The organism is Cohnella massiliensis (assembly GCF_900169535.1).
Classification (GTDB): Bacteria; Bacillota; Bacilli; order Paenibacillales; family Paenibacillaceae; genus Cohnella; species Cohnella algarum.
This window is the reverse complement of sequence record NZ_LT821255.1, coordinates 199,879-213,712: the sequence shown is the minus strand read 5'-3', so window position 1 is coordinate 213,712 and position 13,834 is coordinate 199,879. Positions and strand designations below refer to the sequence as shown.

Below are 13,834 nucleotides of genomic sequence, written 5' to 3'. Positions count from 1 at the left end.
TCCGGAAGGAGTCGGCCCGCCGGGAGACGAATGTGTTCACGATGATTCCGGCAAAGGAGGAAAACCGATGAACGCCGGGCAGCCCTTTATTTTACTCGTCACCGGAATTATGGCGAGCGGCAAATCGACCGTCTCGCAGCTGTTGGCCGAACGGTTCGACCGGTCCGTGCATTTGCGCGGGGACATCTTTCGAAAAATGATCGTCAACGACCGCCGGGAAGTGCGGCCGGACTCGGACGACGACGGGCTGGACCAGCTGCGGCTCCGCTACCGGCTGGCCGCACAGGCCGCGGATGACTATCTGGAGGCGGGATTCAACGTCATCGTCCAGGACGTGGTCGTGGGACGAGTGCTGGAGGACTTTGTCTCGTACGTGCGGAACCGTCCGTTTTACGTCGTCGTGCTGTGCCCGAACGCGCAGGCCGTCGAGGCGAGGGAAGCCGCGCGGCCCAAGAAAGGCTACGGCATCTGGACCGTATCGGGCCTGGACGACGTGCTGCGCAAAGAGACGCCCCGGATCGGGTGGTGGCTGGATTCGTCCGAGCTGACGCCGGAGGAGACCGCCGACGCCATTCTGCGGCAATTCCGGGAAAAGGCGCTTGTCGCCGAGTAGCGGCGCTGCGATCCGACGAAGGATAAGCCCGTTTTCCATCAGCCGGTGCCGGAAGCCGCTTGTCCGAGAACGACGCGAGCCTGCTCGGCATGAGCACGACACGCTCATCCCCGCCGACAAGGTGCAGGGTCCCGCGCGGAACAGCCGAATTTTGCACGCTGCCGAACTGCGGCGGGACGGGCTCGAGCAGCTTCGGCAGGCCCGCGCGAGCATAACCGGTAAAATGAAGTCTCCCGACAGACTAGAGCCGCGCAGGTATGATATACTCGGGCTATGACAAACGAGACGATGCATCGCGATAAAGGGGCCTCCGGCAAAACGTGCCGGCAATGCCTCGAATTCAAGCCGCTGGCGGAGTTTTCCGGCAGAAGCGGCAGAAGATCCGGCCGCAGGAGGCGCCGCGGCGTCTGCCGCGAATGCCGGCGGAAGGAGCGGTCCGGCGCGGCGGCAAGCCCGGCCCTTCCCGCGCCGGCGGCTTCGGGGCCCGCCGCCGCGGACGCGGCGCCCGGGTCGGCGCCGGCAGTTCCGCTGGCGGCAGTTCCGCTGACGCCGGCGCAGCCGGCCGGCATGAACGCCGCCGGGCTCGCGATCCCGGACCCCGGTGCGGCGGCCCCGGAGTCCGGCGCGGAAACCGCGGAAGCCCCGGCGGCGGACGCTCCCAAGCCGAAGCGCAAGCGGCGGCGGCGCAAACGCAAAAAAGCGCATGCGGCGAACCCCGCTGCGCCTTCCGCCCAAGCTCAACCCCAAGCCCTGGCCAAAGCCAGGCCCGTCAAGCTCCCGGCCGATCCTCCCCCGGCTCCGGCCGGCCTCAGACCGACGAAGCAGGGCTTCGTCCGCATGCTCGGCAAGTCGGATAACGGCCGCCGCTGGTATCAGGAGATCGAGCCGGAGCTTGCGTTCATTCTCGTGCGCGAGCGCGCCGCCGTCGTCGCGAGCCGCCACACGATCCGGCGCCTGTACAGCAACAAGGAGTTTCGCCGGCTTATTCTGGAACGCGACAAGTATACGTGTTACTTCTGCGGACAATACGGGGACACGATCGACCATCTGCTCCCCCGCGCCAAAGGCGGCCATACGACTCCGGTCAACTGCGTTTGCGCCTGCAACCTGTGCAATCAGTCGAAAGCGGACCGCGACCTCGACGAATTCATTCGCGCTTCGGATTGAAGCGCCGAACGAACCCGCCGGGACGCGTCCGCTTTCGGCCGTTTCAGTCTTCGTTCGGCTGCGAAACGATATGCCGGACCCGGCCCACCTGGCCGTCCGTCAATCTCACCTTGATGCCGTGCGGGTGAAACGCCGACTTCGTCAGCAAATCCTTCACGATGCCGCGCGTCGTTTTACCCGTTCGCTGGTCCTGCTTCAGCACGATGTCCACTACCAGTCCCGGCCGGACATCGCCGCGGTTTTTCCCGTTTCCTTCCACCTGTCGTACCCTCCGCTGTCGGTATCTGTTCTGCCATCTTACCATACCGCAAGCCGAGGACGAAATTTCGTTCAGCTCAAATACCGGTCGGGCACGTATTCGATTTTCGCTTCGGCGTCGATCGTCAGCGCCTGCCGCCCGTCGTCGTACGCGACCGGTCCGTCTTTCACGTAGAACCACGTTTTGATCGTCGGCTCGTTTTCCTCCGAGTAATCCCGGAACACGAACACGTTAAGCTCGCGAGCCAGCTCCAGCAGCTCCTCGATTTCCGGGCCGCGGGGCGTCGTCACCGTAAACCGGTAGCCGCCGTCCGCTTTTTTCTCCAGCTTGTACGGAACGGGGCGCTTGCCCGTATCGATAAAAATTTTGCCCCCTACCGCATGCTTGACGATAAACGTTTCCTTCATCCCAAGCTCCCTCCTTTCGGCTTTCGGCCGCTTACGGCAAATCGATCAGCATCAGAAACGTCTCTTCCCCGCCTGCCGCAAGCGCAAGCTCCGGAACGTCCGCGATCCGGGCTTCGTCGCGGGTGCCGAGCGCCAGGCCGTTCGCCGTCAAGCTTCCTTCGATAACAAACAGGAAAACCCGCCGTCCCTTCTCCTGCCGGAACGCAAGCTCCCGCCCCGCGTCCAGCCGGCTCAAATAAATCGTCAGGTCCTGCTCGACCTTGGCGACGCCTTCCGCAGGAACGGCCGCCGCCACCGGCAGCAGCGCATTGCGCAGCTTGGCCTGATCGTACCGGGCCGTCTCGTAGGAAGGCGTCAGCCCTCTTTCCCTCGGCATGAACCACAACTGGAGCAGGTTCAGCTCCTCCGATTCGGACGGATTGTACTCCGCGTGAACGACGCCGCTGCCCGCCGTAATCCGCTGCACTTCGCCTGCCGATGCGATTTCGACGTTGCCGAGGCTGTCCTCGTGGCGGATTTGCCCCTTCAAGATGATCGAGACGATCTCCATATCGCTATGCGGATGAGCGCCGAAGCCCCGTCCCGGAGCGACAAAATCGTCGTTGCACACGCGCATGACGCCGAAGCCGCTGTTTTCCGGATCGGCATATTCTCCGAACTGGAAGCTCGGGCGGCTTTTCAGCCAGCCCAGATCCGTCTTGTGGCGCAATCGCTCGGGATAAAGTTGAATCATGGGACGCCTCCTCTTTTTTATAAAATCGAAAGTAACTAACCGAATTATAGTTGAATCTCGGCGGAATCACAACCGCGTTTTTGGCGGACATAACGGGCGCCCCGCTTCGAACGTCTCCGGAGCCCGGAACGGCGAGGGTTCGCCGTCTTTGCCGTCATCTTTTACCCTTGTTTTTCCAAGCATAAGCTTCTTTTGCGAAACTAATTCCGCATGGCCCGCGTCTAATCAATGGATCTTATTTCCAATGTCGCAGGAGGCTCCCGATATGCAGGCTTCATCCTTGATTAGCAAAAAATGGATCGCTTTAACCGCCGTGTTCGCGTTGGCCGCGGCCTTGTTCGCCGGTTTCCGTCCCGGCACCTCTTCCGCCGCCGGAACGCCGGACGATCCGCCTCCGGTTAACGTCCCCTCGTACCAGTGGGCGTACAACATCAAGCAATCGAATCCGGAAATCGCTTTGAAAAAAGGCACGACGTTTCTGTCGCTGAACGAGCTGTCGACCCTGTTCTCCGATCTGGTGCTGTCCTACGACCAGACGACCCGCTACCTGATCGCGACCGCTCCGAACCTGCGGCTGAAGTGGCGCGTCGGCTCTTCCAAGGCGCTCATCAACGACTCGGTGCATGCGATGTCGACGGCTCCTTTTTTGAAAAACGGAAAGCTGTTTGTTCCGCTGAGAGACATCGTCATGGTCGCCGGCGCTACGATGAAGCTGGACACGAGCGGCACCCTGCTCGTCGGCTACGGCCCGCGAAGCCTGCTTGGAGGCAGCCCGGCCGGCTGGTACTGGGTGCGCAAGGACAACGGAAACGTCTATACGGCAGTCGGCTCCGAAATGCCGCGAAGAATCGGCTATTCCGGCGTACGGGTCACCCAATACGGGTACCTCGACGTGAAAAATACGGGCGAAACCTCGCTGCTGCTTACGGTCACCCATTCGCACGGCGAGCCTGCGCTCGGCACCGACATTTATCGCCTGGTCGTATCCGGAGGAAAGCTCGTGCGGGAGACGGCCGTGGAATACTACGGCATGGCCCGCGCGCAGAGCGTCGAGGAGGCGGACGGCCTGCTCGTCCTGCTGGACGGCTCGGAGCTGCAGCTCGTCCGCCCGGACGGCTACGTGCAGGAGCGGTTCGATCTGAAGGCGCTGGGCGGCTACGACGACACGTATACCGTGGAGTATGCATCGGTCGAGGATCGGCTGCTGCTGATCCGGCCTTATATCCGCGGCACGACCCTGCTCGTCGATTTGCGGGACGGCTCGGCTGTCGCGCTGTACAAGGAGCTTCTGTCCGTGGAGGAAATTACGCGGATCGAAACGACGGAGCCGAGTCCGTTTGTTCCGGATGCGGCCGACAATTTAACGTTCGTGAAGCGCGACGGGGACAGCTTCGTTTTCGACTATCGCAACCTGTTCACCGGGGAGCAGTCGCAGCTGACCTATACGCTGCAATAGCGTCACGCGCGCAAACGGTTCATAAAACGAACGGGGCTGTCCGCCAGGTCAGATTTGACCCTGTGGACAGCCCCTCGCATGATGCGCCGCCGGGCCGATTGCGCCCCATGAGGTGCACATGGTGCGCTTCTTCGGCCTCGCCGGCGCCGCTTGCGCCCCATGTGGTGCACGGGGCGCGCTACTTCGGCTTCGCCGGCGCCGCTTGCGCCCCATGTGGTGCACGGGGTGCGCTACTTTAGCTTCGCCGGCGCCGCTTGCGCCCCATGTGGTGCATGGGGCGCGCTACTTCGGCTTCGCCGGCGCCGCTTGCGCCCCATGTGGTGCACGGGGTGCGCTACTTTAGCTTCGCCGGCGCCGCTTGCGCCCCATGTGGTGCACGGGGTGCGCTACTTCGGCCTCGCCGGCGCCGCTTGCGCCCCATGTGGTGCACGGGGTGCGCTACATTAGCCTCGCCGGCGCCGTTAGCGCCCCATGTGGTGCACGGGGTGCGCTAACATTAGCTTCGCCGGCGCCGCTTGCGCCCCATGTGGTGCACGGGGTACGCTACATTAGCCTCGCCGGCGCCGTTAGCGCCCCATGTGGTGCACGGGGTGCGCTACATTGGCTTCGCCGGCGCCGCTTGCGCCCGTGTGGTGCACGGGGTGCGCTACTTCGGCTTCGCCGGCGCCGATTCTCCCTCACGTTTCTGCCTCATGCAGCCCGCCGGACGGACTTCTTCGGCCGCTTTACCTTCTGCCCCGCTGCGGCTTCGGCTTCCCGCCGCCGCCCGGTCCTTTGCGGCCGGCCGAGGAAAACGCCGGCTTGGGCGGGCGGCCGCCCCTGCCTCCGGGGCCCGCCTCCCTGCCCGGTCGGCCCGCGGGCCCGGCTCCCCTGCCGGTCCGGCCGCCAGCCCCGGCACCGCGGCCCGCTTGCCCGCCGGCTCGCGAGCCCCATGCGCCCGGCGCGTTCCCGCCGTCGGCCCGAGCCCCGCGCGGCGTCGGCACGCCCGCCCGGCGCTCCAGCTCCTGGCCGATGCCGTACTCGATGACGCCGAGCTCGGCCCGGTCCTTCGGCGCGACGAACGTAATCGCCATGCCCGCGCTTCCCGCACGGCCCGTCCGGCCGATGCGGTGAATGTAGCTTTCGGTGTCGTGGGGAATGTCGTAGTTGTAGACATGGGTCACCCCTTCGACGTCCAGTCCGCGCGCGGCGATGTCGGTCGCCACCAGCAGTTGCAGCTTCGCCTCGCGGAACCGCTTCATCACCTGCTCCCGCTTCGCCTGCGACAAATCGCCGTGGAGCTCGTCGGAGGCGTAGCCCATCGCCTGCAAAGCGGCGTTAAGCGTCGAAGCCCGGCGCTTCGTCCGGCAAAAAATCATGCCCAGAAAGGGCTGCGTCTCCTCCAGCATCGCCACCAGCGCCGCCTGCTTGCCCCGGTCCGTCGTTTCGACGACGAGCTGCTTGATGTCTTTTACCGTTACTTTCGGGCTTTTGACGGTGACATGTTCCGGATTCCGCAAAATCCGGCCCGCCAGCTCGCGGATTTTCTCCGGCATCGTCGCCGAGAACAGCAGCGTTTGCCGCCTCGCCGGCACCGCCCGCAAAATGTCCTCCACCTCGGTCAAAAAGCCCATGTGCAGCATTTGATCCGCTTCGTCCAGCACGAGCGTCGAAACCGTCGACAGGTCCACCGTTTCCCGGCGCATATGATCGAGCAAACGGCCCGGCGTTGCAATGATCAAATGAACCCGCCCGGCCAGCTTCTTCATTTGCGCTTCCACGTCCTGCCCGCCGTAAACGGCAAGCACGCGCACGCCCTCGTCCGGAACGAGGAACCGCTTCACTTCCTCCGTAATCTGCAGCGCCAGCTCCCGTGTCGGCGTCACGATCAGCCCTTGAAGCGACTCCGAACCAACGTCGATCTTCTCCAAAATCGGCAGCACGAACGCCAGCGTTTTGCCCGTGCCCGTTTGCGCCTGGCCGATCATATCCTTACCTTGCATGACGACCGGAATCGCCATCTCCTGAATCGGAGTCGGCTGCTTTATCCCTTGAACGTTCAGAACGGCCGACCGTTCTTCCGAAATTCCCAACTTCGCGAAGCTTGTCACGAAAGCACCCCATATTCGAAAAATGTAACGCCATCTGCCGTCTGCCGGCCGCAAGCCAAGGCGGCAAAGCGGCCGCTTCTGTCCGCCGCTCCGATCGCCGTTCGCATCCTTCCCGGCCGACCGCCGCGCGGCAACGTTTCACCTATCGTACCATAACGGCGGGATGCTGAGCCAACGGGATATCGACGAGAGGGCCGAAAAAGGCAAACTCCTGCCCCCCGATTTCCTCGCCGAATCCGAACCGCCGTTCCGAGCCCGGCCTTGCTCCAGACGCGCAGCTCCCCGCCCGCGGGACCGGACAGCCGGATGCACTTGTTCGCGTTTGCCAGGCCGATCACGATCCGCCGTAAGCATCGCGCCCTCCCGCCCAGCTGGCCGGCTGCTTCTGCTGTCATATGCCTTTGCGCGCGCACAGGCCGTCGGGCGGCAGACATACCACTATCCCCGTGCACGCAACTGGCACCCATGAACAAGCCGCGCGGGTTTTCGTCGGCATCGCCTAAGGTTCCCTAGCGCCCGCCCCCGACCCCGATCCGGATGACGACCGCCGTTCCGAACCCGGCCTTGCTCCAGACGCGCAGCTCCCCGCCCGCGGGATCGGACAGCCGGATGCGCTTGTTCGTGTTCGCCAGGCCGATGCGATCGCCCGTCTCCGAATCGCCGGCCTTCGAATCGCCCGCGCTCTCCAACCGGGCCCGGATTTCCGCCAGGCGCCCGCGGCTCATGCCGACGCCGTTGTCGACGACCGCGATGCGGAGAAAATCCGCATCCCTGTCCATTTTAACCAGAATCGCGCCGTTCCCCTCTTTTTCCTTGATGCCGTGGTACAGGCTGTTCTCGATCAGCGGCTGCAGCAGCAGCTTGACGATCCGGCAGCCCCGGATTTCCTCGGGAATGTACCGCCACCGCACCTCGAACTTGTCCCCGTACCGCTCCTTCTGGATAGCGATGTAGTGCTTTGTGTACGTAATCTCCTCTTCAACATCGACGACCCGGTCGGGCGTATCGAGCGAATACTTCAGAATTTCCGACAGGTGCCCCACATGCCGTTCGCCTCGTTCGGCCCGCCCGTCAGCCCCATCACCTTCCAGTTCAGTGTTTCCAGCGTATTGAACAGAAAATGCGGATTGATCTGCGACTGCAGCGCCAGCAGCTCCGCTGCCTGCAGCCGATATTTTTTCTCCGACAGCTGCACGGTCAAGTAGTGCTGCTCGATGAAATTGCGCGTCATCGTCTGGATGATGTAGTTGTACTCGTCCTGCCCCCTGGCCGGCTTCACTTCGGGAAGCGGAAGTCCCTTGCCGGCCGCTTTGATGATCGCGATCATCTGGCGGATGTGCCGCAGCGACCGCCGGGTCAGGAAATAGGTCAGCACGAGCCCGAGCGCGAACGACAGGAACACGACGTACACCGTAAATTGGCTCAAACGGAACGGCACCTGCACGAGCTCATGCCGGGGAATGAGCGAGACGAACGTCCAGCCGCTGCCGGCCATCGTCAGCTTGGCGCCGTTGTAGGCGACGCCGTCCAGCTCCATGTCGAACGAATCGTCCTGCGCGGCAAGCCCGGTCGGCAACGATGCGCCGAACTCCGTCCCGCCGCCGGACTGAAACAGCGGCGTTCCGTTTTCGTCCAAAATAAAAAGCCGCTGGCCGGGCACCTGCTCGATGGACCGGAGCGTTTTGTCCATGTAATCGTTGTACACATTCATGACGATGACCGCGTACGGCTTGTCGGTCAGCACGGATGGGAGCGTCTTGTAGAAGGTCGTGACGGAAATCGGCCCTTCGAAGGAATAGCGGGTAATTTGCCGGCGGGAGGTCCACCTGTCTCCGGCCCCCGCGCGCGCTTCGAACTCGGCCTTCCACCCGACGTCGTGGAACCGGTCGAAGCTCGTGAGCCCCTCTCCGCTCGCGAGAAACTGCCCGTACGGATTAGGCACGTACATATAGATCGATTCGATGAAAGGCCGGGCGTTGGCCGGCGCGTTGACGTAATTGACCATCGATTCGATAAGGCGCAAATTGTCGAGCGACACCGTCAGCGTCCGCAGCACTTCCTCCACGCGAAACAGCGTCTGGGAATTGCCGAACACGATGGCGAGCGAGTCCATCTCGTTCAGGATCATGTCGGCGTTCCGTTCCAGCTGCTGCAAAATTTGCGTCTGCGTCGTATGAATCTCGCCTTGAATGTAGCGTTGGGTCAAATTAATCGACAGCACGCCGAGGACGCACGTCGGAATAAGCAGCGGAATGAGGAACAGCAAAAGGTTTTTCAGGAAAAATTTTCGGCGCATGGCGGTGCGGCGTCGGTGCGGCTGCTGCGAAACTCGCGCGGACTGAGCCCGAAATGCTTGCGGAACGTCCGGGTGAAATTTTTGGCGTAGCCGTAGCCGACCATTTCGCTGATTTCGTAGGTTTTGTAGCGGATATCCATCAACAGTTCGGCCGCTTTGGCCATTTTGACCCCGACGAGATAATCGGAGAACGTGTCTCCCGTCTTGTCCTTGAAGTATTTGCTCACGTAATGCGGGTTCATGTGCACCCTCGCGGCCGCTTCCTCGAGCGTCGCGTTCGGATAGTTTTCTTCCACGTAGCTTTTGATCGCGGCGATCACCTTCTCGTCGAAGGAAGCCCCGGAGGCGGGCGCGCCTGCGGACGAGCTTTCGTCCAGCTCCAGCTTGAGCGACGTAAACACCCGGCTCAGCTCGCCGAACTGGGTAGGCTTGACGATATAGTCGTGCACGTCGTAGGAAAGTGCCTGTTTGGCGTATTCGAAGTCTTTGTAGCCGCTCAGGAACACGACCTTCGTTTTGCTCTTCGTCTCGTGAAGGCGCTTGGCCACCTCCAGCCCGTTCATGACCGGCATCCGGATGTCGCACAGCAGCACGTCGACCGGCCGGCTGTCCATAAACCGGAGAGCCTCCTGTCCGTTCTCGCACAGGCCGACAAGCTCGTAGCCGGTTTCCGCCCAAGGGAAATACTGGGACAACCCGTTCCGGATCTCCTTTTCGTCGTCCGCCAGCAGCAGCTTATACATGAACGCGCACCTCCAGGCTGTGATCGAAGTCATATGCTACCGCATTCACCAGAATAATGGATTTCTTCTTTTTTTTACAGGGCGCCGACATAACCGTCCGCTCCTGCCCAAAACGCATTTGCACTCCGGATTCTCCCGGACCCGGGAATCCGGATACCTTTTGCGCAAACAAGCGGTTTACGGATACCTTTTGCCGTTTTGTATGCCTTTTCATAACCGGAGACGCCTCGTTATAGTAAGAGGGCAACCATATGAAAACAACCGAGGGGGCTTCATGAACATGAAACTGAAACGTTTCTCGAAGTGGGCCGGGCTGCTGTGCCTGGCGTTGACGGTCGCGGTGACGGCGGCTTGCTCGTCCGATTCCGGTTCTTCCGGAGCGGAAGAGGCCAAAGAAGAAAAAGCGACGCTTCGCTTCTCCTGGTGGGGGTCGGAAGTGCGGCATCAGGCGTTGCTCGAGGCTATCGATTTGTATATGGAGAAAAATCCGAACGTCACGATCGAGCCGGAATACGGCGGCTTCGACGGCTATTACCAGAAGCTGGTCACCCAGTTCGCCGGCGGAACCGCGCCCGACCTGACGCCGCTGTCCGTCGACTGGATCGAGGAGATCGCGGTCAAAGGCAATCTGGTGCTCGATCTGAACACGCTGAAGGATCACCTCAACCTGGATGCTTTCGATGCTGAGTTTCTGAACGATTACGCGACCTTCGACGGCAAGCTGATCGGGCTGCCGATGGGCGCGAACGGAATTGTAACCCTTTACAACCGGGAGTTTTTCGAAAAGTTCGGCATTTCGGAAAATACGAAATGGGACTGGAACACGATTCACGAAATCGGCAAAAAAGTCCACGAGCAGGACCCCGACGCCTATCTGCTCGGGCTGTTCGATTACCGGATTTTCCTGCAGCCGTTCGTGAACCAATTGACCGGCAACCAATGGATCAACGACGACAAATCGCTCGGCTTTGATGCCGCGGCGGCGGAAAAAGCCTTCGCCTACTACCGCCAGTTGCTCGACGACGGCGTCATTCAGCCGGTGGAAGAAAGCAGCCTGTATCCCGATTTGGCGGAAAACCTCCAATGGCAAAACGGCAACATCGGCATGATGTTCACGCTCGCGTCCACGATCGCCAAAGTAAAGTCGTACACGCCGGACGTCGGCGTCAGCATGTTCCCGGTGCCGGCCGACGCGAAAACGTCCGCCGTGCTGGTCAATCCGAGCAACCCGCTCGCGATCAACAAAGATACGAAGTATCCCGAAGAGGCGGCCAAATTCGCCAGCTGGCTGCTCACCGACCCGGAAGCGGCCCGGATTCTGAAGGACGTCTACAGCGTTCCGGCCGCCACCGCGAACGCGGCCATGCTCGCCGAGGAAGGGCTGATCGATCCGACCGTCGCCGAAGCGGTCGAGATCGCCCTGAGCAATCCGGGAGCGCCCGTCAACGGGCTCAGCAACAACAACGAGCTGAACCAGATTTCCCAGGACATTCTGGAGCGCGTCGCCTTCCGCAAGCTCGAACCGGCGCAAGCCGCCGAGGAGCTGACCTCGCGCCTGGCCGACAAACTGCAAACGATTAAGTAAAAAACGACGAACGGGGGCTTAAGCATGAGTACCAGACTCGACCATCGTCGGCAGCCCGCTGCGGCTCCCGTACGGAGAAAAAAACGCAAAGGCCAGGCCATCGGACTCGCCTACATCAGCCCGTGGCTGATCGGCTTTCTCGTCCTGACGCTGTTTCCCTTCGTCGCCTCGCTCGTCTACTCGTTTACCGATTACAACATGGTCGGCAGCTTCCATTTCGTCGGGCTGGCCAACTATGTCGAGATGTTCACGAACGATCCGACGTTCGCGCAATCGCTGAAAGTGACGCTGCTCTACGTGCTGATGGCCGTACCGGCCAAGCTGGCCATCGCGCTGCTCGTCGCCATGGCGCTGAATATCAAGATGAAGGGCATCGGCTTCTACCGGACGATCTATTATCTTCCGTCCATTCTGGGCGGCAGCATAGCCGTGTCGGTGCTGTGGCGGTTTCTGTTCATGAAGGAAGGGCTCGTCAACTCGATGCTGTCCTCCCTGTCGATCTCCCCGATCAACTGGCTCGGGGATCCGAAGCTGGCGCTGTTCACGATTTCCTTGCTGCCGGTATGGGAATTCGGTTCCTCCATGGTGCTGTTCCTCGCGGGTCTCAAGCAGGTGCCGCAAGAGCTGTACGAGGCGGCGAAGGTGGATGGGGCCGCCCGGTTCCGGACGTTTTTCCACATTACGCTTCCGCTGCTGACGCCGATCGTCCTGTTTAACCTGATCATGCAGACGATCAACGCATTTCAGCAATTTACGGCCGCTTTCGTCATTACCGACGGCGGGCCGATGAAATCCACCTATTTGTACGGGCTTATGCTTTATGACAACTCGTTCCAGTTTTTCAAAATGGGGTACGCTTCCGCCCAATCGTGGATTTTGTTCGTCATCATCCTGCTGTTCACGCTCGTGCTGTTCAAGACGTCCAACCGCTGGGCGCACTATGAAGACGGAGGCGATGGCAAATGACCTTGCGCAAAATATTGACCGTCTTCGGCCTATCCGCGTTCGGGCTGCTGTTCTGCTATCCGCTGCTTTGGCTCGTCGGCGCTTCGTTCAAGCCGAATCAGGAGGTGCTGTCGACGATCGGCCTGTTTCCGTCCGAGTTCGTCTGGGACGCGTATGCCCGCGGCTGGAAAGGCGTCGGCAAAACGAGCTTCGGCACCTTTTTCGCCAATACGTTCCTGCTGGTCGTCCCGGTCGCGGCGCTGACCGCCCTGTCCAGCACGATCGTCGCCTACGGCTTCGCCCGCTTCCGCTTTCCGCTGAAGGGGTTGCTGTTCACCCTGATGATCTCGACGCTGATGCTGCCCGACGCCGTCATCATGATTCCGAGGTACATCCTGTTCAAAAATTTCCACTGGCTCAACACGTATTTGCCGTTCTACGTCCCGGCCCTGCTCGCCGCCAACGCCTTCTTCATCTTCCTGCTCGTCCAGTTCCTGCGCGGCATTCCGCGCGATTTGGACGAAGCGGCGGTCATCGACGGCTGCAACTCGTTCGGCATCCTCGTCCGGGTGCTCGCCCCGCTCATGGTGCCGGCGATCATCTCGACGTGCCTGTTCCAGTTCATCTGGACGTGGAACGAGTTTTTCAACGCCTTGATCTACATCAACAGCGTGACCAAGTTCCCGGTGTCGCTCGGCCTTCGCCTCGTCCTGGACACGGAGGGCGCCGTCAACTGGAACCAGATCATGGCGATGTCCGTCGTGACGATCATTCCTTGCGTCGTCATTTTCTTCATGGCGCAAAAATATTTCGTGGAAGGCGTCTCGACGACCGGCTTGAAGGGATGACGGCACGGCAAGAATTACTCAACGGAGTGCGGCGGCATGCGCATGGTCGGATTGACGTATGGCGGATTGAGATGAGTAGCTACGACTCAATTGGATTGTTAGCGTGCTTGCGAAGGCGGCGAGATGAGTCGTGGTTACTCAAATGAGTCCGGCTGCATGCGCATGGCGGGCTGAGATGAGTAGCTACGACTCAACTGGGTCGATAGCGTGCGTACGAAGGCGCGAGATGAGTCGTGGTTACTCAAATGAGTTCGGCTGCATGCGCATGGCGGGCTGAGATGAGTCGCCACGACTCAACTGGATCGTTAGCGGACCTGCGAGGGCTGCGAAATGAGTCGTGGTTACTCAAATGAGTCCGGCTGCATGCGCATGGCGGGCTGGGATGAGTCGCCACGACTCAACTGGATCGTTAGCGGACCTGCGAGGGCTGCGAAATGAGTCATGGTTACTCAAATGAGTCCGGCTGTATGCGCATGGCGGGCTGGGATGAGTTACTACGACTCAATTGGATTGTTAGCGGACCTGCGAGGGCTGCGAAATGAGTCGTGGTTACTCAAATGAGTTCGGCTGTATGCGCATGGCGGGCTGAGATGAGTAGCTACGACTCAACTGGATCGTTAGCGTGCGTGCGAAGACGGCGAGATGAGTCATGGTTACTCAAATGAGTTCGGCTGCATGCGCATGGCGGGCTG

Annotated in this window: 12 protein-coding genes and 1 pseudogene; 6 read left to right on the top strand and 7 right to left on the bottom strand. The window is 61.2% G+C overall.

Annotated elements, in window-relative coordinates; translation table 11 throughout:
* The first annotated feature begins 67 nt into the window (after window positions 1–67).
* Together B7E11_RS04270 and B7E11_RS04265 are read left to right on the top strand one after the other, a co-directional pair.
* Entirely contained in the window at window positions 68–613 is a 546-nt protein-coding gene (locus B7E11_RS04270; protein WP_080832368.1) for a P-loop nucleotide/nucleoside kinase family protein, read from the top strand.
* A gap of 288 nt (window positions 614–901) precedes the next feature.
* Window positions 902–1,780: an HNH endonuclease gene (locus B7E11_RS04265; RefSeq protein ID WP_080832367.1), complete on the top strand. Its 879-nt coding sequence runs from the start codon at window positions 902–904 to the stop codon at window positions 1,778–1,780.
* A gap of 43 nt (window positions 1,781–1,823) precedes the next feature.
* Here B7E11_RS04265 and B7E11_RS04260 read toward each other — a convergent pair whose 3' ends face one another.
* From B7E11_RS04260 to B7E11_RS04250, 3 genes are all read right to left on the bottom strand, one after another.
* Complete coding sequence (locus B7E11_RS04260; RefSeq protein ID WP_245809616.1) at window positions 1,824–2,039, bottom strand: YwbE family protein; 216 nt, start codon at window positions 2,037–2,039, stop codon at window positions 1,824–1,826.
* 71 nt (window positions 2,040–2,110) lie between these two features.
* Window positions 2,111–2,446, bottom strand: coding sequence for a hypothetical protein (locus B7E11_RS04255; RefSeq protein ID WP_080832365.1), 336 nt, complete (start codon window positions 2,444–2,446; stop codon window positions 2,111–2,113).
* A 31-nt stretch (window positions 2,447–2,477) separates the two neighbouring features.
* Window positions 2,478–3,179: a pirin family protein gene (locus tag B7E11_RS04250; RefSeq protein WP_080832364.1), complete on the bottom strand. Its 702-nt coding sequence runs from the start codon at window positions 3,177–3,179 to the stop codon at window positions 2,478–2,480.
* A gap of 265 nt (window positions 3,180–3,444) precedes the next feature.
* On the opposite strand from B7E11_RS04250, the gene B7E11_RS04245 reads away from it, so the two are divergent.
* On the top strand, window positions 3,445–4,635 hold the full coding sequence (locus tag B7E11_RS04245; protein WP_176220602.1) for a stalk domain-containing protein: 1,191 nt from the start codon (window positions 3,445–3,447) through the stop codon (window positions 4,633–4,635).
* A 725-nt stretch (window positions 4,636–5,360) separates the two neighbouring features.
* On the opposite strand, the gene B7E11_RS04240 is transcribed toward B7E11_RS04245, so the two are convergent.
* From B7E11_RS04240 to B7E11_RS04225, 4 genes and pseudogenes are all read right to left on the bottom strand, one after another.
* On the bottom strand, window positions 5,361–6,725 hold the full coding sequence (locus B7E11_RS04240; protein WP_080832362.1) for a DEAD/DEAH box helicase: 1,365 nt from the start codon (window positions 6,723–6,725) through the stop codon (window positions 5,361–5,363).
* 509 nt (window positions 6,726–7,234) lie between these two features.
* A complete protein-coding gene (locus tag B7E11_RS04235; RefSeq protein WP_245809622.1) occupies window positions 7,235–7,636 on the bottom strand; it encodes a sensor histidine kinase in 402 nt (133 codons plus the stop codon).
* A gap of 63 nt (window positions 7,637–7,699) precedes the next feature.
* Window positions 7,700–7,956 (bottom strand): annotated as a pseudogene (locus B7E11_RS30100) (sensor histidine kinase); the annotation flags it as partial.
* Between the two features lie 1,043 nt (window positions 7,957–8,999).
* A complete protein-coding gene (locus B7E11_RS04225; protein WP_080832359.1) occupies window positions 9,000–9,764 on the bottom strand; it encodes a response regulator transcription factor in 765 nt (254 codons plus the stop codon).
* Window positions 9,765–10,044: 280 nt separating this feature from the next.
* Here B7E11_RS04225 and B7E11_RS04220 point away from each other — a divergent pair, with 280 nt between their 5' ends.
* From B7E11_RS04220 to B7E11_RS04210, 3 genes are read left to right on the top strand one after another with little or no spacing between them, the layout of a single operon-like run.
* The gene (locus tag B7E11_RS04220; RefSeq protein WP_176220601.1) at window positions 10,045–11,349 is read left to right on the top strand and encodes an ABC transporter substrate-binding protein; all 1,305 of its coding nucleotides are present in this window, start codon (window positions 10,045–10,047) and stop codon (window positions 11,347–11,349) included.
* 24 nt (window positions 11,350–11,373) lie between these two features.
* Window positions 11,374–12,315, top strand: a complete 942-nt coding sequence (locus B7E11_RS04215; RefSeq protein WP_080832357.1) for a carbohydrate ABC transporter permease — start codon at window positions 11,374–11,376, stop codon at window positions 12,313–12,315.
* Window positions 12,312–13,142: a carbohydrate ABC transporter permease gene (locus B7E11_RS04210; protein ID WP_080832356.1), complete on the top strand. Its 831-nt coding sequence runs from the start codon at window positions 12,312–12,314 to the stop codon at window positions 13,140–13,142. The genes B7E11_RS04215 and B7E11_RS04210 overlap by 4 nt, the downstream gene beginning before the upstream one ends.
* The last annotated feature ends 692 nt before the right edge of the window (window positions 13,143–13,834 follow it).